Origin of the sequence: Candidatus Borrarchaeum sp. (assembly GCF_019058535.1) — an archaeon.
Taxonomy (GTDB): Archaea; Asgardarchaeota; Sifarchaeia; order Borrarchaeales; family Borrarchaeaceae; genus Borrarchaeum; species Borrarchaeum weybense.
Genome location: NZ_JAHPYX010000004.1, coordinates 1 through 3,045 on the forward strand (window position 1 = coordinate 1; position 3,045 = coordinate 3,045).

The window sequence follows — 3,045 nt, forward strand, 5'->3', positions numbered from 1 at the left end:
CAATTAAATAATTAAAAGGAAACGCTACAACAATAATAGCAATATAAGCTCTCACAGTACCTCGCGGCATTCCCAGTGGATATTCACTAACTTTACCATCTTTCCTAAACCGTTTAACTAAACACCAAATAGCTATAATAAAAGCCAAAATCCAAGAAATCATTTCAATTTTCAATAAAAATAACAAGTATATAAAATTAGTTATAGTCGATTATGACCGTTCTAGGTTACTTAAATACATCGACTATTTTTTTAATTCTAACTACCCCATTTTTTAGACCACTTTGTGAAAGTGGAGACATATAGGATTCATAACAATGTTCATGAATCGTTGTAAGAATAAACCGTACTTGAGTAGATTCATCACGCTTTACGAGAATTGGGATTCGTTTCACAGCAAGAAGATTGTTTTCACGTTCATTTTCATTTTCAATTAATTTGTGATGTCTATCTTCTTCCATCAGACAAATTGGACATACATATCTTGGTGACATTTGAGCAAATCCTGTACTGTTCTTTTTTGATTGAAATCTCTCATTATTTTATTTATAGAATGTGGAAAATCCTTCCGCTTATGTAGAAAATTCTTCCGCACAATAATTTAGAGAAAAAGGGCTTTAAACGAGTCAAAAAAAGGTTCCCATTAAAATAAAAGTTCAAAAAAGAATTTTGAAAGAGCAGCTTTGCTTTGCTTTGCTACTCTATTTGACGACCAATAAGATAATGTGCGATTCCGTGGATGATAAAGAAAATCCATGGAAGGATCAGAAGTGCTGCTATAGCATAAAAATATTCTGTAGGCACAGTAAAACCAGTAAAGGCCGCTATAACAGGTAAAAGATTCTGTATTAGCTGGACGAGAATTACGCCTATTACCATTAAGATTATACCCGCCATAATGTAAAGTATGCCTGTAATTTTATTGATAGTTCCAACAACCACATTTATCACCTGTCTATATGCTTGTTACTACATGTATTAACTGCAAAACAGCTTTTTCTTTGTTTCTATTTCTGTTTTTTGTGACATTTTAGAGGAAAATATTATTTCTTATATGTTAATATTTGCTTCATGACTGCAAAGGGAAAGCACTACTTTATTATTTAGGCTTTTTCATAATGCTAGAACTGTTTTTTTGAACGTCTGTAGAGATAAATGCTTACAAGTATTATTGGGACAACGATAAGAACTATATAAACAATTAATAGCGTAGACGGAAATGTTAACCATGTTACGGTGTTTTTCGCCAGTTGAGTATGGGAGAATCCCTCGATATCAATCAGAAGATCCCAGAAATCCAACTCCGATCCAAACACCAACACTTTGCTAAGTCCACTCTCCCAAACTGCAAGAACGTCATATGAACCCGCTTTTCCGATTGATTTGGCTGGACTGTTAACACTTAATGCGCAACCTAAATAAAACACTGATTGAACATTCCTTGTAACAGTGTGATCTGAAAGTGTTAATTCGTCTGCCTCCACAACTGTTGGAATACAAGTGATTCCATAAACCTCAGTTAGTTGATTTAAACTTGAGAAATCAAGTATTACATCATTTATATCTGTATCCCCCACAACAATACTGCCCGGAGGATTCGAAAGGACAAGTAAATCTCCTCCTGAAGAAACAAAATTCTTAATTGAAGAGATTTCACTGCTTTGAAGCATTGTTTCTGGGTCAGGAAGTATTAATGCATCATATCCACTTAATGAACTACTAGTTAGTGTTCCAGTCGTTACATCCAAATCAATTCCTTGCTTTGTGAGTATTTCATAGTATTTGTAAAACATACTATAAGGACTGTCGCCATAATAGTATCCAAAATATCCATCTGCATCATGTGATTGATCCCACAGAACTCTAGCAATAGGAGCTCTAACTTCCAAGTCAATTTGACTTGACGCAACTGTCGTTCCTGCCTCTTTAACTACCAAACGTCCTGAGTAAGTAAATGGAACTGCCACTGGCGGAATTATGACTGATACAGTAACAATGGCATATCTGTCTACACTACTAATGGAAGAAGGTGTAGCCTTGACAAAAGACCACGCAAGACCTTCAAAGCCCACAGTCACGTCGGAAAGTAGTTCATTTGATATTATCTCCACATCAAATGCAAATGCATCTCCAGGAAAAACAATTCCATCAGGGGCATAAGGCGCACTTGGAAATACATTAGGCGTTATTGTTACCAAATTATCATTATTTTGTATTAGCTGATAAGCGGCCTCTACATTAACAAGACCAGCTCCCTGTGCATTAGGATCGGTATCCAAATCCGTTGCAGATTCAAGTAATGCTGCTTTAACGCCCTCAGGAGTCAAATTGTCCGTAGCATCAAGTAGTAATGCTGCTGCCCCAGCTACCATAGGTGTAGAAAAACTTGTTCCACTCCAAGTAATATAATCTGAAGAAGTGATTTTACTAGATGCTGTAGAAGTAATTTGATACCCTGGTGCAACGATATCTGGATCACTCCTTCCATCAGGGGCAATGCCTTTGCTACTAAAAGATGCAACCTCTAAATCCCCAACTGTAGCACCAACAGAAATCGCTTTTGAGGCAATGGCAGGAGTCATAGCGGTCATATATCCCAAGTCACCATCATTCCCAACAGCAGCACAAACAATAACTCCGTTTTCTACCGCTGTATTTACTGTTTGTGCAAGTGGATCGTTTGGAGACCCTGGTGCGCCTAGGCTTAAACAAATTATGTCTGATTTATCTGAAGCCCATTCAATCGCTTCAATCACATCAGACACTGTTCCTGCACCCGTTTTATCCAAAGCCTTTGCATTGACCAGTGAAGCTCCGGGAGCAATTCCTTTATAATTCCCAGAAGACGCTACCCCCGTTCCCGCTACAATTCCAGCTACATGGGTACCATGACCATCATAATCTTGTGTATCTTCTCCTTGAACAAAGGATTTTGCCGCTGTTACCTTTCCAGATAAATCTGGGTGTGTAGAATCGATTCCGGTATCAACTATAGCAACTATAATCCCATTACCATCGAATCCTTGCGCCCAAACTTCCTCAGCA

3 protein-coding genes are annotated in these 3,045 nt (G+C 37.6%); all 3 read right to left on the reverse strand.

What is annotated here, in order from left to right:
- Positions 1 to 227: 227 nt before the first annotated feature.
- Positions 228 to 494, reverse strand: coding sequence for a hypothetical protein (locus tag QVB70_RS00185; RefSeq protein WP_287582181.1), 267 nt, complete (start codon positions 492 to 494; stop codon positions 228 to 230).
- Between the two features lie 202 nt (positions 495 to 696).
- Positions 697 to 942 (reverse strand): hypothetical protein, encoded by a 246-nt coding sequence (locus QVB70_RS00190; protein WP_287582183.1) that lies wholly within the window; start codon positions 940 to 942, stop codon positions 697 to 699.
- Positions 943 to 1,121: 179 nt separating this feature from the next.
- Positions 1,122 to 3,045, reverse strand: a 1,924-nt coding sequence (locus tag QVB70_RS00195; RefSeq protein ID WP_287582186.1) for a S8 family serine peptidase, incomplete at its 5' end; no start/stop codon positions are given.